The 26,197-nt window shown below is 40.7% G+C and carries 22 protein-coding genes; 20 read left to right on the top strand and 2 right to left on the bottom strand.

The features are described from left to right. The first annotated feature begins 2 nt into the window (after positions 1 to 2). The 7 genes from N523_RS0115155 to pdxJ all read left to right on the top strand — a co-directional run bounded on the left by N523_RS0115155 (position 3) and on the right by pdxJ (position 6,384). Positions 3 to 452, top strand: a complete 450-nt coding sequence (locus tag N523_RS0115155) for a SoxR reducing system RseC family protein (RefSeq protein ID WP_013465635.1) — start codon at positions 3 to 5, stop codon at positions 450 to 452. Positions 453 to 574: 122 nt separating this feature from the next. Continuing rightward, positions 575 to 2,362 carry a translation elongation factor 4 gene (gene lepA / locus N523_RS0115150; protein ID WP_013465634.1) on the top strand — a complete coding sequence of 596 codons (1,788 nt, stop codon included), beginning with the start codon at positions 575 to 577 and terminating at the stop codon, positions 2,360 to 2,362. A gap of 16 nt (positions 2,363 to 2,378) precedes the next feature. Then, entirely contained in the window at positions 2,379 to 3,314 is a 936-nt protein-coding gene (gene lepB / locus N523_RS0115145) for a signal peptidase I (RefSeq protein ID WP_013465633.1), read from the top strand. Between the two features lie 2 nt (positions 3,315 to 3,316). Continuing rightward, positions 3,317 to 3,994 carry a ribonuclease III gene (rnc, locus tag N523_RS0115140; protein WP_008466504.1) on the top strand — a complete coding sequence of 226 codons (678 nt, stop codon included), beginning with the start codon at positions 3,317 to 3,319 and terminating at the stop codon, positions 3,992 to 3,994. Continuing rightward, positions 3,984 to 4,916 carry a GTPase Era gene (gene era, locus N523_RS0115135; RefSeq protein WP_013465632.1) on the top strand — a complete coding sequence of 311 codons (933 nt, stop codon included), beginning with the start codon at positions 3,984 to 3,986 and terminating at the stop codon, positions 4,914 to 4,916. Before rnc ends, era begins: the two co-directional genes overlap by 11 nt. A gap of 22 nt (positions 4,917 to 4,938) precedes the next feature. Then, on the top strand, positions 4,939 to 5,631 hold the full coding sequence (recO, locus tag N523_RS0115130; RefSeq protein WP_013465631.1) for a DNA repair protein RecO: 693 nt from the start codon (positions 4,939 to 4,941) through the stop codon (positions 5,629 to 5,631). 21 nt (positions 5,632 to 5,652) lie between these two features. Beyond that, positions 5,653 to 6,384: a pyridoxine 5'-phosphate synthase gene (gene pdxJ / locus N523_RS0115125; protein ID WP_010387803.1), complete on the top strand. Its 732-nt coding sequence runs from the start codon at positions 5,653 to 5,655 to the stop codon at positions 6,382 to 6,384. Positions 6,385 to 6,413: 29 nt separating this feature from the next. On the opposite strand, the gene barA is transcribed toward pdxJ, so the two are convergent. Further along, positions 6,414 to 9,188 carry a two-component sensor histidine kinase BarA gene (gene barA, locus N523_RS0115120; protein WP_028833953.1) on the bottom strand — a complete coding sequence of 925 codons (2,775 nt, stop codon included), beginning with the start codon at positions 9,186 to 9,188 and terminating at the stop codon, positions 6,414 to 6,416. Positions 9,189 to 9,299: 111 nt separating this feature from the next. Here barA and rlmD point away from each other — a divergent pair, with 111 nt between their 5' ends. The 5 genes from rlmD (at position 9,300) to eno (ending at position 16,782) form a co-directional block, all read left to right on the top strand. After that, positions 9,300 to 10,625, top strand: a complete 1,326-nt coding sequence (gene rlmD, locus N523_RS0115115; RefSeq protein ID WP_028833954.1) for a 23S rRNA (uracil(1939)-C(5))-methyltransferase RlmD — start codon at positions 9,300 to 9,302, stop codon at positions 10,623 to 10,625. 8 nt (positions 10,626 to 10,633) lie between these two features. Beyond that, on the top strand, positions 10,634 to 12,790 hold the full coding sequence (gene relA, locus N523_RS0115110; protein ID WP_028833955.1) for a GTP diphosphokinase: 2,157 nt from the start codon (positions 10,634 to 10,636) through the stop codon (positions 12,788 to 12,790). Beyond that, positions 12,771 to 13,595 (top strand): nucleoside triphosphate pyrophosphohydrolase, encoded by an 825-nt coding sequence (gene mazG, locus N523_RS0115105; protein WP_028833956.1) that lies wholly within the window; start codon positions 12,771 to 12,773, stop codon positions 13,593 to 13,595. The genes relA and mazG overlap by 20 nt, the downstream gene beginning before the upstream one ends. A 157-nt stretch (positions 13,596 to 13,752) precedes the next feature. Beyond that, entirely contained in the window at positions 13,753 to 15,387 is a 1,635-nt protein-coding gene (locus N523_RS0115100; protein ID WP_013465625.1) for a CTP synthase, read from the top strand. A gap of 96 nt (positions 15,388 to 15,483) precedes the next feature. After that, a complete protein-coding gene (gene eno / locus N523_RS0115095; RefSeq protein ID WP_013465624.1) occupies positions 15,484 to 16,782 on the top strand; it encodes a phosphopyruvate hydratase in 1,299 nt (432 codons plus the stop codon). 128 nt (positions 16,783 to 16,910) lie between these two features. Here eno and mutH read toward each other — a convergent pair whose 3' ends face one another. Next, the gene (gene mutH / locus N523_RS0115090) at positions 16,911 to 17,582 is read right to left on the bottom strand and encodes a DNA mismatch repair endonuclease MutH (protein WP_028833957.1); all 672 of its coding nucleotides are present in this window, start codon (positions 17,580 to 17,582) and stop codon (positions 16,911 to 16,913) included. Positions 17,583 to 18,112: 530 nt separating this feature from the next. Here mutH and rppH point away from each other — a divergent pair. From rppH to N523_RS0115050, 8 genes are all read left to right on the top strand, one after another. Beyond that, positions 18,113 to 18,631 carry an RNA pyrophosphohydrolase gene (gene rppH, locus N523_RS0115085; RefSeq protein ID WP_013465620.1) on the top strand — a complete coding sequence of 173 codons (519 nt, stop codon included), beginning with the start codon at positions 18,113 to 18,115 and terminating at the stop codon, positions 18,629 to 18,631. Between the two features lie 23 nt (positions 18,632 to 18,654). After that, positions 18,655 to 20,919 (top strand): phosphoenolpyruvate--protein phosphotransferase, encoded by a 2,265-nt coding sequence (gene ptsP, locus N523_RS0115080; RefSeq protein WP_028833958.1) that lies wholly within the window; start codon positions 18,655 to 18,657, stop codon positions 20,917 to 20,919. 65 nt (positions 20,920 to 20,984) lie between these two features. Continuing rightward, the gene (locus N523_RS0115075) at positions 20,985 to 21,794 is read left to right on the top strand and encodes a sulfite exporter TauE/SafE family protein (protein WP_013465618.1); all 810 of its coding nucleotides are present in this window, start codon (positions 20,985 to 20,987) and stop codon (positions 21,792 to 21,794) included. A 12-nt stretch (positions 21,795 to 21,806) separates the two neighbouring features. Next, a complete protein-coding gene (lgt, locus tag N523_RS0115070) occupies positions 21,807 to 22,610 on the top strand; it encodes a prolipoprotein diacylglyceryl transferase (protein WP_028833959.1) in 804 nt (267 codons plus the stop codon). 13 nt (positions 22,611 to 22,623) lie between these two features. Then, on the top strand, positions 22,624 to 23,475 hold the full coding sequence (locus N523_RS0115065; protein WP_028833960.1) for a thymidylate synthase: 852 nt from the start codon (positions 22,624 to 22,626) through the stop codon (positions 23,473 to 23,475). Between the two features lie 17 nt (positions 23,476 to 23,492). Next, the gene (gene galU / locus N523_RS0115060) at positions 23,493 to 24,371 is read left to right on the top strand and encodes a UTP--glucose-1-phosphate uridylyltransferase GalU (RefSeq protein WP_013465615.1); all 879 of its coding nucleotides are present in this window, start codon (positions 23,493 to 23,495) and stop codon (positions 24,369 to 24,371) included. Positions 24,372 to 24,647: 276 nt separating this feature from the next. Further along, entirely contained in the window at positions 24,648 to 25,499 is an 852-nt protein-coding gene (locus tag N523_RS0115055; RefSeq protein WP_197019879.1) for an SPOR domain-containing protein, read from the top strand. 70 nt (positions 25,500 to 25,569) lie between these two features. Further along, entirely contained in the window at positions 25,570 to 26,166 is a 597-nt protein-coding gene (locus N523_RS0115050; RefSeq protein WP_028833962.1) for an SPOR domain-containing protein, read from the top strand. Positions 26,167 to 26,197 lie beyond the last annotated feature (31 nt).

Genomic DNA, 26,197 nt, shown 5'->3' with positions numbered 1-26,197 from the left:
CTATGATTGAACAAACGTTAACCGTCGTGGCCCTTAGTGGCCACGTTGCGCATTTAGAAGCCCAACAAAAACAGGCCTGTGAAGGCTGTAATGGACGCTGTGGCTCACAAGTGTTTAGTAAGTTATTTGGTACCGCCAAAAAAACATTACCTTATAAATTTGAAACACAGTTAGAAATAGGCCAAAAAGTAACTTTGTCATTGGATGATAGCCATGTTGTAAAGCATGCCTTTGCAGTTTACATGCTGCCTTTGTTTTTGAGTTTAATATTCGCTTTAATAGCCAGTGAATTGATATTGTTAGCCGAAGGCTGGCAAATTTTAGCCGCGATATTGGGTGGGATCACCGGCTTTTTAATTGCTAAAACATGGGTGAAATCATTAAGACATGAGATAAAAGTGATAAAAATTCATCCAATTAGCCTCCCTTTAACTCAAATAGATGGTGATTGACGCCAATTAAATGTAAAATTGCGTTTTTATGCCACAGTAACTTGAAAATACACAGCAAGTATTTTCAAGTTATTTAGGCATATGACCTTAGTCCTTTAAAATAGAAGTTTAGAATCCAGTTTATGAAGCATATCCGTAATTTTTCGATCATCGCCCACATTGACCATGGTAAATCGACCCTTTCTGACCGTTTGATCCAAGTTTGTGGTGGTTTAACCGACCGTGAAATGCAGAAGCAAGTTCTGGATTCAATGGATATTGAACGTGAACGTGGCATTACCATCAAGGCACAAAGTGTAACCTTAAATTATAAAGCGAATGATGGTGAAACTTACCAGCTTAACTTTATCGACACCCCTGGGCACGTTGACTTTACCTATGAAGTATCGCGTTCGTTAGCGGCTTGTGAAGGGGCACTGCTCGTTGTTGATGCTGGTCAAGGCGTAGAAGCGCAAACATTAGCAAACTGTTACACCGCCATTGAAATGGACTTAGAAGTTATACCGGTACTTAATAAAATTGATTTACCGCAAGCTGATCCATTACGTGTAGCCGAAGAAATTGAAGACATTATTGGTATTGATGCCCTTGATGCCGTGCAATGTAGCGCCAAAACAGGTGTAGGTATTGCTGAAGTACTTGAAATGATCGTTAAAGATGTACCGCCACCAGTTGGTGATAAAGACGCGCCATTACAAGCGCTAATTATCGATTCTTGGTTTGACCCGTACCAAGGCGTTGTATCGCTAGTGCGTATCAAACATGGCGAACTTCGCGCGGGCGACAAAATTAAAATCATGTCAAACGAGAACGTACATACCGCAGATCATGTGGGGATTTTTACGCCTAAACAAACTAACACCGGTGTTTTACGCACTGGTGAAGTAGGCTTTGTTATTGCTGGTATCAAAGAAATACATGGTGCACCGGTGGGTGATACCATTACTCATCAAAAAAATGCGGCACCACTGCGCTTACCTGGTTTTCAAAAAATTAAGCCGCAAGTTTATGCGGGTATGTTCCCAATAGCCTCTGATGATTACGAGTCATTCCGCGATGCACTTAACAAACTAAGCTTAAACGATGCCTCGTTATTCTTTGAACCAGAAAATTCAACTGCGTTAGGGTTTGGTTTCCGTTGTGGCTTCTTAGGTATGCTGCACATGGAAATTATCCAAGAGCGTTTAGAGCGTGAATACGACATTGATTTAATCACCACAGCACCAACGGTTATTTACGAGGTCGTAACTAAAGAGGGCACGACGCAAATTGATAACCCGTCTGATCTTCCGCCAGTTAACGATATTTTAGAGATACGTGAGCCGGTTGTAGAAGCTAATATTTTAGTTCCACAAGAGTACTTAGGCAGCGTAATCACCTTATGTGTTGATAAGCGCGGTATGCAAACTAAAATGAGTTATCACGGTAAGCAAGTTGCAGTAACGTATGAACTGCCAATGGCTGAAGTGGTAATGGACTTCTTTGATAAGCTAAAATCAACAAGCCGTGGTTTTGCCTCGCTTGATTATAACTTTAAGCATTTCCAAACCTCAGACATGGTACGTGTAGATATACTTATCAATGGCGAGCGTGTGGATGCATTGGCTATCATTGTTCACCGCGACAGCGCACAATCACGTGGTCGACAGCTTGCTGATGCGTTAAAAGAACTTATACCACGTCAAATGTTTGATATTGCGATTCAGGCAGCAATTGGTCAACATGTAATCGCCCGAACAACTGTTAAGCAACTACGTAAAAACGTAATCGCTAAATGTTACGGTGGTGACGTGAGCCGTAAGAAGAAATTACTTCAAAAACAAAAAGATGGTAAAAAACGAATGAAGCAACTTGGTAACGTTGAAGTGCCTCAAGAAGCGTTCTTAGCCATTTTGAAAGTTGGTAAATAAAAATAAAGGATAATAAATGGCTGGCTACTTTTCAGTTTTATTGGTGTTGTTAACTTTAGGCTCAGGTCTAATATGGTTAATAGATCACTTAATGTTTGCCCCTAAAAGGCAAGAACGTTTAGCAATTGCTCAAACTTCTGCCGGTGGTCAACTTGATGAAGAAACCGCAGCATTGATTGCGCCTGAGCCAATGATTACTGAAACAGCAAAGTCGATTTTTCCGATGATTGCTGCTATCACTATTTTTAGATCATTTATTTTTGAGCCGTTTCAGATCCCATCGGGTTCAATGATGCCCACCTTATTAGTGGGTGATTTTATTTTAGTGCAAAAGTATTCTTATGGGATTAAAGACCCAGTATGGCGCAGCCAATTAGTGGATGTAAGCGAACCAGAGCGTGGCGATATTGTTGTTTTTAAATACCCGTTAGATGAGAGAGTGGACTATATTAAACGTGCTATAGGTTTACCTGGCGATAAAATAGTTTATCGTGATAAGCGTTTATATATTCAACCAAAATGCGAAGAAGGTGAAGTTCAAAAGGGCGCACTTCTTTGTAATGAATTCAATAAAATTGATTTTAAATTAATTAATGATAATGAATTTAAGCAAGGCCCAATGGATTTAGCGCGTTTAAATGAAGATTTAACCACGACTAACCATGACATTTTAATCAACCCAAAATCGCCTGAACGTAAGGGGCGTTACTACCAGCAATTGGGCACACCTGCGGATGAATGGGTGGTTCCAGCTGATCATTACTTTATGATGGGTGATAATCGCGATAACAGCCAAGATAGTCGCTTTTGGGGCTTTGTACCAAAAGAAAACTTGGTGGGTAAAGCTGTCTTTATATGGATGAGTTTTGAATTTGATAATGGCCCAGATGACATTTTACCAGGATGGGTTCCAACTGGTGTTCGTTTTGAACGCCTAGGTAATATTCAGTAACAATGAAAAAAAATGTAACAGAGTTATACAAAAGAATTGGCTACACATTTGCTGATCAAGGGTTACTTGAGCAAGCAATGACGCATCGCAGCCACAAAGGTCAACATAACGAGCGACTCGAATTTTTGGGCGACTCAATTTTGAGCTTTGTCATTGCCAATGCACTGTACGCTAAATTTCCTAAAGCACGCGAAGGCGATTTAAGCCGCATGCGTTCGACTTTAGTTCGCGGCCAGACGTTAGCTGAATTTGGCCTTGAATTTGAGCTTGGTGATTACCTACGCTTAGGTCCTGGCGAGCTAAAAAGTGGTGGTTTTAGACGCGAGTCAACCCTAGCGGATGCAGTTGAAGCTATTATTGGCGCTGTATTTTTAGATTCAGACATAGATCGCTGCGGCGAGCTTATTTTAGCGTGGTATGAATCACGTTTAGATGCTATTTCACCAGGGCTTAACCAAAAAGATCCTAAGACCCTGCTGCAAGAGTATTTGCAAGCTCGTAAGCTATCATTACCAGGCTACACCGTAGTTGATACTAAAGGTCAGGCACACAATCAAACATTCACGGTTGAATGTATCGTTGATGGAATGGATAGCATTATTTCTGTTGGCAGCTCACGGCGTAAGGCCGAACAAAAAGCGGCCGAAAAAGCATTGAAGATACTTAAAAATGAATCTTGATACCTTAATACAGCCTCATGAAGGCGAAATAGACACATTTTGTGGCATGGTTGCGATTGTTGGCCGTCCTAATGTGGGTAAATCAACACTGCTTAATGAAATTATTGAGCAAAAAGTCAGTATTACCTCACGTAAGCCACAAACCACGCGCCACCGTATTATGGGTATTCATACTGAGGGTAAGCACCAAGCGGTGTACGTCGATACCCCAGGCCTGCACGTTGAAGAAAAGCGTGCTATTAACCGTTTAATGAACCGTGCAGCGTCTAGCTCAATTGGTGATGTTGAGCTGATCATTTTTGTGGTTGAAGGCACTCATTGGAATGCCGATGATGACATGGTACTTAACAAAGTAAGCCAAAGTGGCAAGCCGGTATTGTTAGTTATTAACAAAATTGACCAAGTGAAAGATCGCGACCTTGTACTTCCACATATGAAGTTTTTAGGCGATAAGTTTGATTTTGTCGGTATTATGCCCGTATCTGCGACTCAGGGTAAAAACATTAACCTGATCAAAGAAGAAGTGACTAAGCGCTTACCACCGTGCGAATTTTACTTTCCTGATGACTACGTAACTGACCGCTCAATGCGCTTTATGGCGGCTGAAGTTATCCGTGAAAAGCTAATGCGCTTTATGGGTGAAGAGTTGCCGTATTCAGTGACTGTGGAAATAGAGCAGTTTAAATGGCAAGAAAACGGTATTTGGCATATTAATGGCCTGATACTAGTTGAGCGCGAAACGCAAAAGCGCATGGTAATTGGTAACAAAGGCGAAAAGCTAAAAGTAATCGGCCGTGAAGCGCGTAAAGACTTAGAAGAAATGCTTGAAAATAAAGTGTTTTTAGAGCTGTGGGTTAAAGTTAAATCGGGCTGGGCTGACGATGAGCGTGCCTTAAGAAGCTTAGGTTACGGTGAAGATTAACATTTTATACGCAGCATAATTTATGGACAGCGATTTCTATAAAGCTTATTTATTACATCGGCGTCCATATAGCGACTCGCAAGTAATGCTCGATATGCTAGTAGAAGGCGTTGGCCAGCTTAGAATGCTCGCACGAGTTAGTGGCCGTCAGGCCACTAAATACAAAGCTCAACTCCAACCATTTCAAGCCTTACTCGTCCATTACAATGGCAAATACGATCTAAAGTACATCAATAAATTTGAGCTTCATGGTAATCCGTTATTTTTAACCGGTGATAAGCTTTACTGTGGCTTTTATTTAAATGAATTAACCAACCGAATTGTGCCGATTAATGAACCCATTGATCAGGTTTTTCAACTTTATAAAACTCACCTAGAAAACCTTAATAGCGGGACTGACATGCAAGCAGTGCTTCGCTCTTATGAGTTTCAATTGCTAGAGCTACTAGGTTATGGGGTTGATTTTAGTTTTGATGCGGATGGTGAGCCAATTGATGACACGCAAACGTATAGCTACTTTGCAGAAGTGGGCTTTGCGGTGCAACACGACTCTCGTTCTGGGTTTACCGGTTCACAACTCAATGCCATAGCAAATCATGACTTTAGCCAAGCGGATGTGTTATATATGGCAAAGCAATTAAGTCGTTATTTATTAAAACCATTGTTGGGCAACAAGCCATTAAAAAGTCGTGAATTATTTACGGCCTCTCAATAAACAAATTTCACAGGTACAAAAATGAAAGATATTCTTCTAGGCGTGAACGTAGATCATATTGCAACGCTTCGCCAAGCACGAGGCACTTCTTATCCTGATCCTGCCCATGCAGCCAGTGTTGCAGAGCATGCCGGTGCTGATGGCATTACTATTCATTTACGCGAAGACCGCAGACACATTCAAGACCGCGATGTGTATGTAATGGCTAAAACCATTCAAACACGTATGAACCTTGAAACCGCAGTAACCGATGAAATGATTGCTATTGCGCTTGAGGTTAAGCCTGAATATGTATGTTTAGTACCTGAAAAACGTGAAGAGCTCACTACCGAAGGGGGCTTAGATGTGGCAGGCAATATCGATAAAATAGCCGCTGCGACTAAAACATTAACACAAGCTGGAATTAAAGTATCACTGTTTATTGATGCTGATAAAGCGCAGTTAGATGCAGCAAAAGCGTGTGGTGCACCTTATGTTGAAATTCACACTGGGGCTTACGCAGATGCCACCAACGATGAAGACACTGCCAAAGAGCTTGAGCACATTCGCCAAGGGGTGAAATATGCAGCCAGTATTGGTTTAATTGTTAATGCTGGCCATGGTCTGCATTATCACAATGTAAAACCAATTGCAGCGATGCCAGAGATTTATGAGCTAAACATTGGCCACGCTATTATTGCCCGCGCAGCCATTGACGGTTTAGACAAAGCGGTTCGTGATATGAAACGCTTAATGCTTGAAGCTCGCGCGTAGAGTTATAATTAACGATATTAAAGACGAGCTTATTTATTAGTGATATCAATGTTGGCATCAACAAGTAAGTTTTCAAGCTCGTCTTGCAACTCAAATAACTCGGGCTCAATATTCTCAAGCGTACATTCATTTTTAAGTGATGTTTCGATCGTTTCAGCCAATATTTTTAATTTTGGTACACCTGTATAGCAGCATGCGCCATGAAATTTATGGATAACGCTAAGTACTTGAGGGCAATCTTCGCTGGTTATTGCTTGATTTAGTAAGTTCAGGGTTTCGGGCACGCTTAGCAGTAACATATTAAGCATTTCATTGGCTAATTCTGCTTTACCGCCTGCACGTTGCAATGCCAGCGTCCAGTCAAGGCGAGTGCTATCAAAAGGAGCAGGGCTATGTTCAAATGTGCTTTTTGACTTATCACGACTCACTGGTAATTGCGGGCTATGATCGCAAATAATCTGGTTTAGCATATCTTCATCGATAGGCTTAGTTAAATAACCTTCAAAACCATCTTTTAATAACTGTTCTTTTTCACTATTAAGTGCATGCGCCGTCACGGCAATAATAGGCGTATCTTCATTCAAAGATGACTCTTTAATGAGTTTACAGGCTGTAATACCATCCATTATAGGCATTTGAATATCCATAAAAATCACATCATATTTATGGCTTTTGCTTAAACTATACGCTTGTGACCCATTATGCGCGGTATCAATTAATTCAACTTGCTCGTTGAGTAGGGTGTAAATTAATTTTAAATTAGCGTCATTATCATCCACCACTAACACTTTTAGTGGCAGCAGGGTTTGTTCATGCTGTTCTATATTATGTGCCGGGTGGTCGAGTCGATAAGGTGCTGCTAACAGCTCACATAGCTTTCGGTGATTAAGAGGTTTACTCAAACAGGCGTCAGCGCCGCTGCCGATGAAGGCTTCGCGCATGTTGTGCGATACGGTATTGAGCATTAAATATAAATAATCGGTTGATTCTCTAACCGCTTTTACATAGCTTTTTAAACGCTGCATATCGTCAACTGATGCCATGTGACCAATAAGACAAATATCAAAATTGATCTCTGAATTTTTTATGCACTCTAAAAATTCGGTTTCGTTATAGCAAGGAGTGACACTGACTTTCCACTCTTGTAATAATGAGGTAACAGCATGATGGGTATGCTTATGCGGCTCTAAATAAAGAACACGTTTACCAATTAATGACTGGGTAGGCAAATCGTTGATAAATACATGATTTGGTAATCTAAATACACCATTAAAGGTAAAACAAGTTCCGCTACCAGGGGCTGAATTTAAGGTAATACGGCCGCTCATTGCTTCAACGATATGTTTAGTAATAATAAGCCCTAAGCCGGTACCGCCAAATTTGCGGGTAATACTGGAGTCGGCTTGACCAAAGGCGGTGAATAGCGCGTCTTGTTTATCTGCTGGAATACCTACCCCAGTATCTGCGACTGACACTAAGACAGAGGTGCGCTCTTCATCAAGCAAACGATGGCTAATATCAACTTTTATCGCGCCTTTTTCAGTAAATTTTATAGCGTTACTTAATAAGTTAATCAGCACTTGTTTAAACCGTGTGGGGTCGCCGGTTAAGTGGTCAGGCACCTGAGGATTAATATAAATAGAAAGCTCAAGTTGTTTGTCGTGTGCGCTAGGTGCTAGTAATGTCATAACTTCGTTTACGCTATCGCGCAGTTGAAACTGAATAGACTCAAGCTCCATGGCTCCGGCTTCTAACTTGGAGAAATCTAATATGTCGCTAATAATAGTCATTAAGCTGTTAGCCGAAAGCTCTATGGTATCAAGGTAATCTTTTTGGTTTTTATTCAGAGGCGTTTTATAAAGCTGACGGGTAAATCCAATAACCCCGTTAAGTGGGGTGCGTAACTCATGACTCATTTTAGCTAAGAAGTCAGATTTAACACGGTTAGCATCCTGCGCTTCTTTTTTAGCCATGGTGAGCTGGATATTTTGTGTTTCGTATTGTTCAAGCGTTTCGCGGTAATCGCTGGTTGCCTGATCAATATTTTTTTGCATTTCATCTTTTTGCATCACCATAGAATGCGAGATGGTATTGAGCCCCTCACGTAATAACTCAAACTCGCCATTCATGGGTTCAGTTAATCCGGTTTGTCTTTTACCTTCAATCAACCTGTCGGTAGCAAGTACTAACTTATTAAGCGGGGTCATAAACATCCGACTAAGTCTTAGCGCTAAAATAGCGGCTAATACTAAGGCGAGAATAATAATAATACCGCTGACCAATAATGCACGTTGTTGGCCAATAACAGCTTTGTCGCGGTTAAGCTGAATCACAACGGTGCCCAACGAGGTTTGGAACTCAGAAGTATTCCAGTCGCTATTGGGGGTTGTATGGTTAATGATAGGGGTGAAAAAGGTTACTAAGTCTTCACTTTGCTGAACATAGGTGGCTTTAAAGCCATTTAATTGCGTTTGCTCAATTAAAGTGTCGAATGAGCGATGATAATTACTGGTTATAATAAGTTGGTTGTTATCATTAAAGATGGCAATCGATTTAATCGAAGGGGAGTGTTTGTTGTGTGTATAGCGAATGATGCGATTAAGCAGTTTTTTATTTTTTTCCAGTAAAGGTTGTTCAAGTGCAATAGCCAGAGGTTCAGCAATTGTTGTGCCTTGTTGATATAAAATTTCATCAAGCTCAATGTAACGATTTATTGTAAAATAACCACCTAGTAATAGCCCGATGATCACTGTGGGGATCAGGGTGAGTGTTAAAACAGAATCGCGCAAGCCTAGTTTGGTCATAATCTGAGCATTATTATCATTTTTATTGAATGTGAGTATATACATACTCATAGTTATTCTCAAAGTATCTAGGTAGAGACGTGATTCATCAACCTTTTAAGGTAATGCCTAATGGCACAAATATTTAAAGCAAAGAAAAAACCACTTCAACAGCAATCACTTGAACTTGATATAACGGCAATGGATCACCACGGACGTGGTATTGCTAAGCATAATAATAAAGTGTGTTTTGTCAGTGGGGCATTACCTGGTGAGCGAGTAAAAGCCAAGTTAGTTGATGATAAAGCACGTTACAGCCAAGCTGACACGCTTAAAATACTCAAAGCCAGTGAATATCGCACCACACCCATTTGTGAACACTACAGCCAATGCGGTGGTTGTCAGTTACAGCATTTAGATGCCACACAACAAGTCGTTGAAAAGCAAGCAGCAGTAAATCAATTATTTGCCAAATTTGCAAAATTAACCGATTTAAACTGGCAAGCTCCGCTGCTAAGCCAAGCAACGCATTACCGACGTAGTGCCCGCATTGCCGTAATGTTCGACAAAGCAGCAAAAAAAATGCGGGTAGGCTATAGAGCACGTGGCTCTAAAAGTATTGTTAGCATTAATCATTGCCCAGTATTAAGTGACGTATTTGCAGAGGTATTTAACGTATTTGATAACATAATTAATCATAATAAGGCGCTGCACAGTATAAGTCATTTGCAGTTATGCGCTGCAGATGAGCAACACTTTATTGTTATTCGTCATACAAAAGCCATTTCGCCCACAGATAAAGCGTTTGTTGAGCAAAGTGTCTCGGCATATCATTGGCAATTAGTGTGGCAAAGTGATAGCGATACCATTGATCATGCCCATTTAGCGATGCCATTTTATAAGCTTGATCAGTTAGATATAAAATTTGAATTTGGACTAAATAACTTTATTCAGGTCAATGCGAGTGTAAATCAGGCAATGTTAATTCAAGCGGCGAGTTGGTTAGCATTACAAGGTGATGAAAATGTACTGGATTTATTTTGTGGTATTGGTAACTTCTCTTTAGTGTTAGCAAAGCAGGCTAAAACAGTAACAGGAATTGAAGGCGTTACTTCGGCGGTTGCATTAGCGACGCAAAATGCGCACACTAACTCTATTACAAATACCCAATTTCATTGTTTTGATTTAACCACGAGTATTAAAAAAGCGCCGTGGTTTAATAAAGAGTTAGATATTTTAGTACTCGACCCCTCTCGCACTGGTGCTATGGCAGTTTTAGAGCAGCTTCCATTAACGCAGTTTAAAGCGATTTTATATGTCTCTTGCGACCCTGTTACCTTAGCCCGTGACAGCGCTATTATTTCGCAAGCCGGCTTTGAACTTAATAAAATAGGGCTAATGAATATGTTCCCTCATACGGGGCATATCGAAACTATGGCGTTATTTCAACGGAGGTAAAGCGCATTATGGTAGCGACACGTCAATCTCATCAACATGACAAAACGGGTGACTTTTTTTCACGCGTAGAATCTCTTGATTTGTCTCAGGAAAAAATTAGCTTACTCAATAAAGCACAGCAACTTTGCCAAACTTGCGATAATAGCGAACGCCAAAATACCGCCATAGAGATGGTGGAGATTTTGGTTGAGCTAAATTTAGATGCTGACTCGTTAGCCACCGCCTATTTAACCCCTTATTATTTAAATGATGTAGTGAGCATTGACGCTGTCGAAGAGCATTTAGGAAATCATGTTGCGGTGTTATTAACGGGTGTTTCGCAAATGGCCACCATAAGTACGTTAGCTCATCAAGGCAATGGCACCGTGCAGGTCGATAATATTCGTCGTATGTTGCTTGCTATGGTGGAAGATGTGCGTGCCGTGGTGATTAAATTAGCCGAACAGGTGTGCCATTTACGCAACGTAAAAGACGCGGCTGAAGAAGAACGAGTTATTGCAGCCAAAGAGACTGCGGATATATTTGCACCGCTTGCTAATCGCCTTGGTATTGGCCAATTAAAGTGGGAGCTAGAGGATTTAGCCTTTCGCTATTTACACCCAGATATTTATAAAAATATAGCTAAACAACTTGATGATAAGCGCCTTGCCCGTGAAGCGTATATGGCTGATATGGTTGAGCAAGTAAAACAGCGCCTACATGAAGCGGGTATTAAAGCTGAGGTATACGGCAGGCCAAAACATATCTACAGCATTTATAAAAAAATGGCGAAAAAGAACTACGAGTTTGATCAGCTGTTTGACATACGCGCGATGCGAATTGTGGTTGAGCGCCTGCAAGATTGCTACGGTGCCCTAGGCATAGTGCACACTAATTGGCGCCATTTAAATAAAGAATTTGACGATTACGTTGCGACCCCAAAACAAAATGGCTATCAATCTATTCATACCGTAGTATTTGGCCCCGAAGGTAAAACTGTTGAGATTCAGATCCGAACGCACGACATGCATCAAGATGCAGAGCTGGGCGTTGCCGCACATTGGATGTACAAAGAAGGTGCGTTACCAGGGCGTGGTTCAGGCTATGAGCAAAAAATTAGCTGGTTGCGTAAGTTACTGCAATGGCAAGAAGAAGTGGTTGATGGCAGCGATTTAGCGCAAGAGCTTAAAAACCAAGTGGTTGAAGACCGGGTCTATGTGTTTACTCCACGTGGAGATATTTTTGACTTACCGCTAGGGGCAACGCCTCTTGATTTTGCTTACTACATTCACTCCAATGTAGGGCATCGGTGTATTGGTGCAAAAATATTTGGCAAAATAGTGCCGTTTACTCATCAATTAAGTACCGGCGATCAGGTTGAAATACTGACCCAAAAGCAGCCAAATCCAAGCCGTGATTGGTTGAACCCGTCGCTGGGTTATATTAAATCGTCTCGCGCTAGAGCCAAAATCCACCATTGGTTTAAACAGCTCGACCGCGATAAAAATTTAAGTGCGGGTAAAGAAATCCTTGATAACGAATTACAAAAGTTAGAGTTAACTTACAAAGATTTAGACCCAGCGATAAAGCGCTTTAACTTTAGAGAGCTTGATGACTTAATGGTCGCCATTGGTGCAGGCGATATTCGCCTTAACCAAATGCTCAACTTTATTACCGATAGAACGGAGCACGAGCCGGTTATTCGCTTTAAATCGCCCAGTAAAGTGACTGGCGATAAAAACGGTATTGTGGTTGATGGAGTAGGCAGTTTAATGAGCCATGTTGCTCGCTGTTGCCGCCCTGTACCTGGGGATGAAATTATTGGGTATATTACCCAAGGCCGTGGCATTGCCGTGCATCGTGAGGATTGTGACTCGTTTAGTAATTTAAAAAACAAGCACCCAGAGCGCGTTATTTCAGTAAGTTGGTCAGATGATATTAGCAGCTCCTACGCGTTAACTATTCGTATTGAAGCCAGCGATCGGTCTGGTTTAATTCGTGATATTAGTTCTGCTTTGGCGAATGAAAAAGTCAATGTGCTCAATATGAATGTCAACACGGTTGATAGCACTCAAACGGCTATTTTTGTGATGCAAATAGAAGTGCATGACTTACAAGGCACAAATAAAGTGCTTTCTAAGTTACACCAGATAGAAGGGGTGCACAGTGCAAAACGAGGGCAGTAATCAGGCTAATAATGAGGCTTTAAGCCAACTGCTGGAAATAATGCAAACACTGAGAAACCCTGAGGGCGGATGCCCTTGGGATCTCAAGCAAACGTTTGCGTCAATCGTGCCGCATACTCTTGAAGAAGCCTATGAAGTGGCTGATTGTATTGAAACGAATAATTTAAGCGATTTAAAAAATGAGTTAGGCGACTTACTTTTTCAAATCGTGTTTTATGCGCAACTAGCACAAGAGCAGCAATTATTTAATTTTAACGATGTAGTGGCACAGTTAAATGAAAAGTTGGTGCGTCGTCATCCGCATGTATTTTCAGCGCAAGACACACCTAAAACCGATGCCGAATTAGCTGCGCAGTGGCAAGCAATAAAAGCACAAGAGCGTGCGGCTAAACCCCAAGGTCAAAGCTCAGTACTTTGGCAAGATATACCAAACAGTTTACCTAGCTTAACAAAAGCTAAAAAAATTCAGCAACGGGTCGCTGCGTTAGGGTTTGATTGGCCGACTTATCACGGTGCTATTGATAAAGTGAGTGAAGAGGTTGAAGAAGTGAAAGAAGCCTTAGCTCATGACCCATACTCAGATCATACAGCAGAAGAGCTAGGTGATTTGCTGTTTGCTACTGTTAATGTAGCGCGCCATGTTAAACGCGACCCCGAACAACTGCTTCGCAGTGCCAACGATAAGTTTTCTGCACGGTTTGAAAAGGTACAAAACTACTTAATTGCACAGGGTAAATGTATTGATTCTGCGTCTTTAGAGGAAATGGATGCAGCATGGGATGCGATAAAAAAACTAAATAAATAGGGACATAAAAAATGTTTGTTTTTTGTGCACAGATTTACCAATTTTAGCTGGATTGCTTAGCTATGTTTTGGTACAATTTCGCCCCGTCTTGTTTATATTCCAAAATCACTTGTTTGGGTATTATATTCCTTTTAATTCCTGATATTCTAGGGTTCGCATGAGTACAAAATTTATCTTCGTTACTGGCGGAGTTGTTTCTTCGTTGGGTAAAGGTATTGCAGCAGCATCGTTGGCCGCTATTTTAGAGGCCCGTGGCTTAGATGTTACCATTTTAAAGCTGGATCCTTACATCAACGTTGACCCAGGCACAATGAGCCCAATTCAACACGGTGAAGTATACGTTACCGAAGACGGCGCAGAAACGGACCTTGATTTAGGTCACTACGAACGTTTTATTCGCACCAAAATGACCAGCCGTAATAACTTTACGCAAGGGCGCGTATATGAAGATGTACTACGTCGTGAAAGACGTGGCGAATATCTTGGCGCAACAATTCAAGTTATTCCTCATATCACTAATGATATTAAGCAACGTGTTTATGATGGCGCAGAAGGCCATGATATAGCAATCGTTGAAATTGGTGGTACGGTAGGCGATATTGAGTCACAACCATTTATCGAAGCTATTCGTCAAATGGGCACAGAGATTGGTCGTGAACGTGCGCTATTTATTCACTTAACGCTAGTGCCATTCTTAGGCCCTGCCGGTGAAGTGAAAACAAAACCAACTCAGCACTCAGTTAAAGAGTTACGCTCAGTCGGTATTCAACCAGATATTCTTATTTGTCGCTCAGACCGTAAGCTGCCAAATAACGAGCGTGCAAAAATTGCATTGTTCACAAACGTTGAAGAAAAAGCCGTTATTTCACTGCCTGATGTAGACAGTATTTATAAAATCCCTGCGTTATTAAAGTCGCAAGAGTTAGACAACTTTGTATGTCGTCGTTTCCATTTAGACGCGCCTGAGGCTGATTTAGCTGAGTGGGAACAAGTATTGTATCAAGAGTCTAACCCAACGGGTGAAGTGACAATTGGTATGGTTGGTAAATACATTGAATTACCGGATGCATACAAATCAGTAAACGAAGCATTAAAACATGCGGGACTAAAAAATCGTTTAACTATTAATATTCAATACGTTGATTCACAAGACTTAGAAACTAAAGGAACGGATATTCTTTCTCGCTTAGATGCTATTTTAGTGCCAGGTGGTTTTGGTGGTCGTGGTGTTGAAGGTAAGATTTTAGCGGCTAAATATGCTCGTGAAAACAAAGTGCCTTACTTAGGTATTTGTTTAGGTATGCAGGTTGCGCTTATTGAATACGCACGAAATGTTGCCGGTTTAGTTGATGCAAACTCAACGGAATTTAATGCAAACTCAGAGGCTCCAGTGGTTGGTTTAATCACTGAGTGGCTAGACGCTGAGGGTAACGTAGAAGTACGTGATGAAAAGTCTGATTTAGGTGGCACAATGCGTTTAGGCGCACAAAAATGCCATTTAACGCCTGGCTCTAAAGTACACGAAGTGTACGGCAGTGACGAAATTGTTGAACGTCACCGTCACCGTTACGAAGTTAATAACAACTTCGTTGCACAGCTTGAACAAGCAGGTTTAAGCTTTACTGGTTTATCTGAAGATAAAAAGCTAGTAGAGATTATTGAAAATAAAGATCACCCTTGGTTTATTGCAGCGCAATTCCACCCGGAATTCACTTCAACGCCACGCGATGGTCATCCGCTATTTGAAGGGTTTGTAGCTGCGGCTCATACCTACCAAAAAGCGTCTTCGTAATTTAAAAAAGGCTGTGCATATTGCGCGGCCTTTTTTGTTTCTAAGGCTGGCCTAGGTTAGCCGTACTCACCATTTTGGGAATATAGAGGAATCAAGATGTCAGAAATCGTAAAAGTAATCGGTCGTGAAATTATGGACTCGCGTGGTAACCCAACTGTAGAAGCTGAGGTATATTTAGCTGATGGTTCATGGGGCCGTGCTGCTGCACCATCAGGTGCATCTACAGGAACTCGCGAAGCATTAGAATTACGTGATGGTGATAAAACTCGTTATTTAGGTAAAGGCGTATTAAAAGCGGTAGGTTTCATTAATAATGAAATTGCAGCGGCTTTAAAAGGTCAAAATGCACTTGCTCAAAGTGATGTAGACCAAGTAATGCTTGATTTAGATGGTACTGAAAATAAAGAAAAACTAGGTGCTAATGCTATTTTAGCGGTTTCACTTGCTAACGCAAAAGCGGCTGCACAATCTAAAAAAGTAGAGCTATACGAGCACATTGCTGACTTAAATGGCACGCCAGGTGTTTACTCTATGCCACTACCAATGATGAACATCATCAACGGCGGTGAGCACGCTGATAACTCAGTAGATATTCAAGAATTTATGGTTCAGCCAGTTGGTGCTGCTAATTTCCGTGAAGCATTGCGTATGGGTGCTGAAGTATTTCACAGCCTTGCAAAAGTGCTTAAAGCAGATGGTCATTCAACAGCTGTTGGTGACGAAGGCGGTTTTGCACCAAACCTTGCATCAAACGAAGCAGCACTTGCAGCAATTAAAGTGGCTGTTGCAAATGCCGGTTATGAGCTTGGTAAAGATATTACCCTTGCACTTGATTGTGCTGCCTCTGAGTTTTATGACAAAGAAGCAAATATCTACGACCTTAAAGGTGAAGGTAAAAAGTTTACCTCTGAAGAGTTTAACTACTTCTTAAAAGACTTAACTGAGCAATACCCAATTGTATCAATTGAAGATGGCTTAGATGAGTCTGATTGGGATGGCTTTGCACATCAAACTAAACTAATGGGCGATAAAGTTCAATTAGTGGGTGATGACTTATTCGTAACCAATACTAAGATTTTAAAACGTGGTATCGACAATGGTATTGCTAACTCAATCTTAATTAAATTTAACCAAATTGGTTCACTAACAGAAACGTTAGCGGCAATCAAAATGGCGAAAGATGCTGGTTTTACAGTGGTTATTTCTCATCGCTCTGGTGAAACTGAAGATGCAACCATTGCTGATTTAGCGGTTGGTACAGCTGCAGGCCAGATCAAAACAGGTTCATTAAGCCGTTCAGACCGTGTTGCTAAGTACAACCAATTGCTTCGTATTGAAGAGCAATTAGGCGCTAAAGCACCGTACAATGGTTTAAAAGAAGTTAAAGGTCAGTAATTCTTTAATTTGTTTAAAATTATAAAAATCCTCGCTTATGCGGGGATTTTTTATGCGTGTTATAAAGTAATGGGAAGGGCTGTCCATAGTGAAGCTGCAGTTTGTTTAAAGAGAGAACCTAAGACTTATTACAACTGAAACTGCTGTTTTAATATCTCTTTTGTAAAACTAGTTTTTAAGTAAAAGCCACGCGGCAGGGTTTTAATTATTTTCCCGTTTGGGCCTATGGCATCGGTAACAATATGGCTATTAGCGGCTTTTGGCCGTATTTGCATGGCGTCGCCTAAATACCCTGATATTTCATCTACCCGACCAAGCGCTATAAGCTCCATTTGCTCTTCCCAGTCACGCTGTAATTGCGCATCTTGCGCGGGGGAGGGTTGCCACAAAAAGCCACTGCCTATGGTTCTATCAAACGGAGCAATATCGCGCTCACTTAAAATAGGTAGCCATAAAACATGATTCAACTTTTTACGTACGCTACTTGTGTGCCAGGTCATGCCAGTTACATTCATTAGTGGGGTAACCGACACAAACGTGGTTTCTAATGGTTTGCCTTTATATGAAATGGGCAATGTTTTGAGCTCTATGCCTAAATTCTCAAAGTCGGGTAGCGGTTTTGACCCAGCACTTGCGCCTAATACATACTCAATCAGTTGACCTGTCCAGCCTTTTTCACGCAATAAATCATCTGGCGTTTTAAAGTGGTACTGCTGTGCGAGTTGTCCTAGTGTGAGTCCTGCAATAGCATCGACACGTTGCATTAATTGATTGATTGAATGAGGTTTTAAAGGTTGCATACTGTTTATTTTAGTTGAATAAATACCAACGCCATGATAGCAAATTAGTGTGTTAGTGGATATCTTTAGCGGTTGGTTGAATTTTGTTCGTGCTGTGTGTGGTGCAATTTTATGCACTGTTTTAAAACGCCAAGCTTAACTAAGTAACTGAACTGCATTGTTTTTTTTTGTTTTTAGTGTTCAGTTTTAATTAAGGTCTATAAATGTTGTAAGGATAAATACAGATGTATAAACATGTTTATCCACAGATTCTGTGGAGAACATCACTTTTTAGATCTTGTATTGTGGATTTGTTTGCTAAATGAGCGTGTTTTACAAAAGTTATGCACAAGCTGTGAGTAACCAGCACAAACAGTGTGGTTTTTATGTATTTATACATGGCAGTGTTGTTTGTTATTCACATGCAATGGATTTCGCTATTAATTTGCCTTAACCGAGGACGTTAACGGGGCTTGTACGTAATAGTATTTGCCGTATTGCAGCTAATGTGGAACAATCATAAAAAATCGACTTACAAATGAGGCACTAAGGTGATTGATGCCGAAGGTTTTCGTGCCAATGTCGGAATTGTAATTTGCAATAATCAGGGGCAAGTGTTTTGGGCCAGACGCTATGGTCAACATTCTTGGCAATTTCCCCAAGGCGGTGTTGATGATGGTGAAACACCAGAACAAACTATGTACCGTGAATTACACGAAGAAGTAGGTTTGCGACCAGAAGATGTAGAAATAGTTGCAAGCTCAAAACATTGGTTACGCTATAAATTACCCAAACGATTAATCCGCCGCGACTCAAGTCCGGTGTGTATTGGGCAAAAACAAAAATGGTTTTTACTGAAGTTACGCTGTAAAGATGAAGATGTAAATTTACTAAAAACGCACCATCCTGAATTTGATGATTGGCGGTGGGTGAGTTATTGGTATCCAGTAAGGCAGGTAGTATCGTTTAAACGGGATGTTTATCGACGTGTTATGAAAGAGTTTGCTCCTTTTGCTATGCCCTTCAATAAGCGAGAGCAACAAAAAGACAATTGGCGAAGCAAAAGGTAGTTTTACATAAAAAGGAGCAGTGTATGCTGGCAACACTCAGATCGATAGCTGAGTCTGTTTCGCAACAAGCGAATTTAGACGATGCGTTAGTGTGCTTTGTGAAAATGGTAAAAGATGCCATGAATACCCAGTGCTGCTCCATTTATTTTGCCGATTACAGTCAAGATAACTTTGTACTAATGGCCAGCGAAGGGTTAAACCCCGATGCGGTGGGTAAATTTAGAATTGGCTTTACTGAAGGACTTGTTGGGCTAGTTGCTCAGCGCGAAGAGGCGATTAACATTGCGTTTGCTAAATCGCATCCTCGCTTTAAACTCTCCCCAGAAGTCAACGAAGAAGGCTACAACGCTTTTTTGTCTGTGCCTGTTGTTCATCAAAAAAAGGTATTAGGCGTTATTGTTGTGCAACAGAAAATGGCTCGAGTATTTTCTCAAGATGAAGAGTCGTTTTTAATTACGCTCTCAGCGCAGTTAGCTTCACAGCTTGCGCATGCCGAAATAAAAGAAGTATTGCGCCAAGATGAGTCGTCTCATCAAACATCGGTTTTAAAAGGGGTGTCTAGTGCGCCAGGCATTAGTATTGGTAAAGCCTTTGTTGTTATTCCTAAACTTAATTTTAAGTCCATAGAGCTTACTAAAAATAGTGATGTGAATGAACAACGCCGTTTATTCACGCAAGCGGTTGCTGCAACGCGCAAGGAATTTAGCACCTTATCGATGACATTAAGCGATACTATACCGCAAGAAGCGTTGGCGGTGTTTGATGTGTATCAGCAATTATTGGATGCTAAAAGCTTAGGTCATAATGTAGAGGCACAATTACAAGAAGGTTGGTGTGCAAAAAGTGCATTAAAAATTGTGATTGAACGTTTAGTTGCGCAGTTTAATGAAATGCAAGACCCTTACATTAAAGAGCGTGCGGTTGATGTTAAAGACATTGGCTTACGGGTGCTTCATCACTTAGTGAATACCGAACATGCAATAAAAGACTACCCTGAAAACACAATCCTCATCGCTCACACATTAACTCCTGCGATGTTAGCCGAAGTGCCAAATGAGCGTTTAGCAGGTGTGGTAAGCATTAATGGTTCAGCTAATAGCCATGCCTCTATTTTAACGCGAGCAATGGGGGTGCCTGCAATTTGGGGTATTGAAGATTTACCGTTACTGCAGTTTGATAACAAAGAAATGATTTTAGATGCTTTTGCTGGGCGTTTATATATTTCGCCTTCGCAAATGCTTATTGATGAGTATACCGAGTTACAACATCAAGATAACTTACTCAACAATCGTTTTTTAGAAGAGCAATCACTGCCTGCAATTACCTTGGATGGGGAGCATATTAGTTTATTGCTCAACGCTGGGCTTGAACTTAATACGCAACAAAATAGTGCCCATATTTGTGATGGTGTTGGTCTTTACAGAACCGAAGCGTGGTTTATGCAAAAAGGGCAGTTTCCATCGCAACAAGAACAAGAAAAATGGTATCGCGAAGTACTCAGTAGCTATTACCCTAACCCCGTAGTTATGCGAACGTTAGATATTGGTGGCGACAAAGTTTTAGATTATTTTAATATTACAGAAGAAAACCCGTTTTTAGGATGGCGTGGTATTAGAATTAGCCTAGATCATCCTGAGCTTTTTTTAGATCAGCTCAAAGCCATGCTCAAAGCGAATATTGGCTTAGGTAATTTAAAAATAATGCTGCCTATGATCAGTGGCACTGATGAAGTTGAAGAGTCGCTGGCACTGTATAACCAAGCCTATTATGAGTTAAGCGAAACATTTCCTGAGCAACTAATAGAAAAGCCAGATATTGGCATTATGCTTGAGGTACCTTCAAGTGTATTTATGCTGCCAGAGTGGTCTAGAAAAGTCGATTTTTGCTCAGTGGGTAGTAACGATTTAACTCAGTATTTATTAGCGGTAGATAGAGCAAATGCCCGTGTGGCCGATTTATTCAATCCTTATCATCCAGCTGTGTTACGTGTATTAAATAATATTGCCAGCGAATGTGAGCACTATGAATTGCCCTTTAGTTTATGTGGTGAGCTTGGCGGCGATCCCGAGGGAGCAATATTACTCATTGCCATGGGCTATAGACGTTTAAGTATGAACTTATCGTCGTTAAATAAAGTGAGATGGGTGCTTAGGCGCTTAAATGTTAGCGACATGGAACAATTACTGAGCGAGTGTTTAGCACAGCCCAATGCTAAACAAGTGTTGCGTTTAACCCGTAATTTTATGATAGAGCATCAGCTAGGTAATTTATTTTATACACCTAAATGATAGAGCTGTTATTGTTTATATAATCAATTAAAATATACATATTCTTAAATGTATTAGAGATAACTATGTATGAACTAGGACTTCTAGTTGCAAGTTGTGCGTTATTAGGTTGCATTGTTGGTTTTTTAGCAGGACTTCTAGGCATAGGCGGTGGTTTAATCATTGTGCCGGTGCTAACGAGCTTGTTACTGGGTTTTAATGTGGCCGCTGCCGATCATGTATTAGTTATCGCTATTGCGACATCTTTAGCCTCTATTTTATTTACCTCGACTTCTTCAGCGTTAGCTCATCATAAAAATGATAATGTGCCTTGGAAAATTGCCCCTTGGGTAATGTCGGGTGTGGCCATTGGCGCCTTGATTAGCGGCTTTGCTGCCAGCTTTATACCTGAGAAAATGTTACGAACCGTGTTCGCAGTGAGTGTGGTTTTTATTGCTATGAGAATGGTGCTTTCTGCCCGTAATAAAGTGAGCGTAGGTCACCCGATGCCTGCAGGCCCCGTGCTAGGAAGTATTAGTGCGATAATGGGGGCACTATCTGGGTTGATTGGGATTGGCGGTGGCGCATTACTTGTGCCTATGTTGCACTATTTTTCGGTTGATATTAAAAAGGCAATTGGTTGCGCTGCTGCATGTGGTATTGTAATTGCCTTTTTTGGCTCTATTGGTTATGTCAGCGCCGGTTGGCAAGTAACTGACTTAGCGCATGGTTTTATGGGATTTGTTTATTTACCTGCATTGTTAGGGATTGTTGTTACCTCATGGTTTATAGCGCCAATAGGCGCCAAAGCAACGCATTACTTACCTGTGAATACAATTAAGAAAGTTTTCGCGATGTTACTTGTTATCATCGCTATTAAAATGGTTTTTAGCTAAAGGTTTATTTTTATGGCACTGGAGTTTCCTCAAATTGATCCAATAATTTTTTCTATTGGGCCACTTAGCGTTCGTTGGTATGGATTAATGTACTTAATTGGTTTTGCGTTTGCGATGTGGTTTGCGAATCGCCAAGCTAGTAAGTCCGGTTCAGGTTGGACTAAAGACGAGGTCAGCGATTTACTCTTTTACGGCATGCTGGGCGTTATATTAGGTGGGCGTATTGGTTATGTTCTGTTTTATCAATTTAGCTATTTTATCGAAAACCCCTTATATTTGTTTAGAATAGACCAAGGTGGCATGTCGTTTCATGGTGGGACACTGGGGGTGATCACTGCAATTGCTATTTTTGCTTACAAGCGTAAAAAATCGTTATTACAAGTCGGTGATTTTGTAGCACCTTTAGTGCCTGTTGGTTTACTGGCTGGACGTATAGGTAACTTTATTAACGGCGAGTTATGGGGGCGTACCACTGATGTTCCGTGGGCAATGGTGTTTCCAACTGGAGGCCCGCTTGCACGCCACCCTTCACAACTTTACGAAGCTTTTTTTGAAGGGCTTGTATTGTTTGTCATATTATTGTGGTTTATTAAGCGTCCACGTCCTGCGGGAAGTGTGTCGGGTTTGTTTTTACTGGGTTACGGCATATTTAGATTTTGTATTGAATATTTTCGCCAACCAGATGCGCAATTGGGGCTATTTGCCGACTTTATCTCTATGGGGCAAATTCTATCGTTACCAATGATAATTGGTGGGTTAGGCTTACTTATTTGGGCCTATAAACAACCACAATCAAAAACAGCGGCAAAAGCTTAAAAGAAGAAGTTAGATGAAACAATATTTAGAATTATGTCAGCGCATTGTTGACCAAGGAAAATGGGTTGAAAACAAGCGTACCGGTACACGTTGTTTAACGGTTATAAACGCTGATTTAGAATACGATGTGGCTAATAATCAGTTCCCAATGATCACCACGCGAAAAAGCTATTACAAAGCGGCTATTGCTGAGTTATTAGGTTATTTAAGAGGTTATGACAGTGCTGAGCAGTTTCGTAGCATAGGCTGTAAAACCTGGGATGCTAACGCCAATGAAAATAGTGCCTGGCTTAATAATCCTAATCGTAAAGGTGAGGATGATATGGGGCGCGTTTATGGCGTGCAAGGACGAGGCTGGCAACGCCCTGATGGTTCAACACTGGATCAACTTGCAAAGGTCATCAATAATTTAAAAAATGGCATTGATGATCGCGGCGAAATTATTACCTTTTACAACCCAGGTGAGTTTGAGCTTGGCTGCTTGCGCCCATGCATGCATACACATACCTTTTCATTACTAGGCGATACCCTGTATTTAACCTCGTACCAACGAAGTTGTGATGTACCGCTAGGTCTAAACTTTAATCAAATTCAATGTTTTGTTTTATTGGCACTGGTTGCACAAATTACTGGCCACAAAGCAGGTAAGGCATATCATAAAATCACCAATGCCCACATTTACGAAAATCAGCTAGATTTAATGCGAGATGTGCAATTAAAGCGCGAGCCATTTGCTTCTCCTCAATTAAAAATTAACCCAGAGATTAAGTCGCTCGAAGATATAGAAACATGGGTAACACGTGATGATTTTGAGGTGGTTGGTTATCAATGCCACGAGGCTATTCAATACCCATTTTCAGTTTAAAAAATAAGGAGAGCATAATGAAAGCAGTGATCCCCGTAGCCGGCCTTGGAACACGTATGTTACCGGCAACTAAAGCAATTCCAAAAGAAATGCTGCCCGTTGTAGACCGTCCACTCATTCAATACGTTGTTAGCGAAGCGGTTGCCGCTGGTATTAAAGAGATAGTGCTAGTAACGCATTCGAGTAAAAACTCGATTGAAAACCATTTTGATACCAGCTTTGAACTAGAGGCAACGTTAGAGAAACGTGTAAAGCGGCAATTACTTGCCGAAATACAGTCTATTTGCCCTAAAGATGTGACCATTATTCACGTACGTCAAGGTGAAGCAAAAGGCCTAGGCCATGCTATTAACTGTGCCGCCCCTATTATTGGCAATGAACCTTTTGTGGTTATTTTACCCGACGTTATTATTGATGATGTAGAAAGTGACCTAACAAAAGACAACTTAGCTGAAATGATTACTCGCTTTGAGCAAACTAAACACAGTCAAATTATGGTTGAGCCAGTCCCTAAAGATGACGTAGATAAATTTGGTGTTGTGGATTTAGGTGATGTTGAGTTAAACCAAGGTGAAAGCTCACCCATTCAAAGCATGGTAGAAAAACCACCCGTTGACGAGGCACCTTCAAACCTTGCTGTGGTTGGTCGTTACGTGTTGAGTAAAAATATTTGGCCATTACTGGCTAAAACCCCTCAAGGTGCTGGTGATGAAATTCAGCTAACAGATGCAATAGCCATGCTTATGCAAGATGAAAAAGTAGATGCCTACGCAATGAAAGGCCGAAGCCATGATTGTGGCAGTAAAATTGGTTATTTAAAAGCAACCATTGAATTTGCTCTTCGTCGTGATGAATTCGCCGGTGAGCTTAAAACGTTTATTAAAACGTTAATTTAAATAAACTTATCATTATTAGAAGCGCCTATATGGCGCTTTTTTTGATTGTAAAATAGCTTTTTTAGTATTTTAAATTATCACTATTTTTGCAGTTATACAGACATATTTAACATTGTGTTGTAATCTTTATGTTAACCCAAGTTGTTTTGTTGTTAACGTGCTTTATTGATTCAATTGAAAATTGACTTAATTGAGCGGTCTAAACTATTGAAAGAGAAACAATCAATGTGTGAATACAGCAAAAAGTATCACCGATATCTGTTAGTCGTATTACTGTTGTTATTAAGTACTGGTTGTACGATATCGCCTGATAAAACATCATTAAATGAACAAGTTAAAGATTCACCTGAATATGTAACTATCACTGCACTTGAGCTTGCTCAACTAAAAGATGCCGCCTTGCAATGGCAGCAAGCACGCTCTGGCATAGAGCGGCTATTAAAGTTAGAACGTGAGCTCACATATTTAGTTGATAACCTGGATATTATTAACAGTAAAGCAATAGCGCAATCTAATCAGGCTGTTAGCAATCGTTATGCTCGCTCAGTAATAAACACAAAGGCGCCGCCAAATCTTAGGTATGGTAATAATTACGCAAGCACCTCAGATAAAGTTGAACGACCAAGGCAAAGGTATAGTAATCGCTACGCAAAATCCTCTAAAGGGGACGCTCCATACAATCAGCGACACAGTAGTCGCTATGCTAGCGTGCCTACAAAAATGATTACAGCCCCTTCAAAAAGCTACAGTAAGCGCGCTGTTAGTTTGCCTGCGAAAGCAACGAACTCAATCGTGAAGAAAAAAGTATTCCCTCAAACATCGAAGCTAACAAAAGTGGCAATGGTTGATACCAACAAAAAAGTATTTGCATTGCAGGTTGCGTCACTCGATTCACAAGAGAGTGTTGCTAAAGAATGGAAGCAAATTAACAAAAAAGCAGCGCCTTTGTTTAAGGACAAAATCACGACAAATATTGAAAAAGCAAAGGTTAATAACAAAACCTATTATCGACTAAAATTAGGTGAGTATTTTAACTTTAAAAGTGCAGAGGATGATTGCGAAGTATTTAAATTTTATAAAGTTGACTGTTTTGTGAGTAACTACACTGACGGACCAATCAGGTTATAAAACAGTATTACTTGGCGCTTTTATTGCATAATAGCTTTAGATAGCTAGTCTTTTGTAATGGGTGCCTAAAGTGAAACTTCATTTAATAACATTATTAATACCATTTGCATTAGCTGGTTGCAGCAACCAGCTAATGCCTACCGATCCACAAAGTGATAAGCTTGTGCGTGAAAAAGATATAAAGCCTTACCTAGAGCAATGGGATAACAACAAAGAGCAAATAGCGCGCTTAAGCACCATGGAAGAAGACTTATCGTTATTGATTCAAGCGCTTTCTGCACAAACAGATATTGATACCGTACCAGAGCCGATGAAAGAGAAAGTTAAACGTGTTGAGTATGGCTCTAAGCAATCGTTACAACACTCATCAGAAACCGCTTTAGCTGATAACACTACCAGTACAAACAAAGCAATGTACGGTGTGCAAATTGGACGTTATTTAATTTCTAACGGAGCCAAAAGGCAAGTGCAGCGACTAAAAGAGCAATACCCTCAATTAAACAGTATTTTGCAATACCGCATTAATGAGCAACAAAAAGAATCAAGTACCTTTTATAGTGTTGTAGCAGGCCCGCTAAAAAATCAACAACAGGCGGCGCAGTTGTGTTTGTTTTTTTATAAGATGGGTAATAAGTGTACCTTAGCGGCATTTTCAGAGGATGTTTAAGGTTTTTTTCGCTTATTTTTGCATCCTGTTA

Origin of the sequence: Pseudoalteromonas sp. 23_GOM-1509m (genome assembly GCF_000518425.1) — a bacterium.
GTDB classification, from domain to species: Bacteria; Pseudomonadota; Gammaproteobacteria; order Enterobacterales; family Alteromonadaceae; genus Pseudoalteromonas; species Pseudoalteromonas tetraodonis.
This window is presented reverse-complemented; position numbering and strand designations above follow the sequence as displayed.